A 604-nucleotide genomic window follows, 5' to 3' on the forward strand; every position below is an offset into this window, starting at 1 on the left:
CTTGCCCCAGTCGTTTTCTTTATACTTAACATCCATCTTCCATCCCCCTTTTTACTCTGGTACGTCGAGTTTCGTATCGAATTCTTGTCCTAGCGCTTCGTCTTGCTCGACCATCGCTTGGATAGTATAGGCGACTAGACCCGCAATTTGTCCATAATTATCATACAAATCCATCGCCTTTTTATTGACCTTATCGTAAACTTCCAGCGCTTTCTTCGCCTTGCCTTCCTTACGTCTAAGTCTACTGTTGTTCAAATTTCGTCAGCACATTCCCTAAATTATCCTTGTGCCAGCTCGCTCCTAGCATAGCCTTTCTAACTTTAAATTTCAATTCTCCTTTTGAAGTTACAATTTCTAAAGTAAATCCCAACATCCCTTTTTTAAATTTCACTGATTCTATTTCGTCTTTAGGGATAACTAAAAAGTCTCCTTCCATAATTTTTCCAGTAGTATTGCTAACTGGTATAACAATAATCTCTGTGTCATTCATTTGAAGAACATTATAATTCATATCTAAGACTGAAACCGAACCAAACAAGGCATAGCTAAAACCACTTGGCATCGAGGTACCCCATATTGCACTATCCTTATCTGAATCGTAACC

At 38.6% G+C, this 604-nt stretch carries 2 protein-coding genes; both read right to left on the reverse strand.

All coding sequences use genetic code 11. The features are described 5' to 3' along the window. Positions 1–51 precede the first annotated feature (51 nt). The gene (locus HCJ66_RS15920; RefSeq protein ID WP_187134022.1) at positions 52–255 is read right to left on the reverse strand and encodes a hypothetical protein; all 204 of its coding nucleotides are present in this window, start codon (positions 253–255) and stop codon (positions 52–54) included. Then, the coding region (locus HCJ66_RS15925) for a hypothetical protein (protein WP_222717539.1) at positions 242–604 on the reverse strand (363 nt) is incomplete at its 5' end. The genes HCJ66_RS15925 and HCJ66_RS15920, both read right to left, overlap by 14 nt.

Origin of the sequence: Paenilisteria portnoyi (assembly GCF_014322795.1) — a bacterium.
Classification (GTDB): Bacteria; Bacillota; Bacilli; order Lactobacillales; family Listeriaceae; genus Listeria_A; species Listeria_A portnoyi.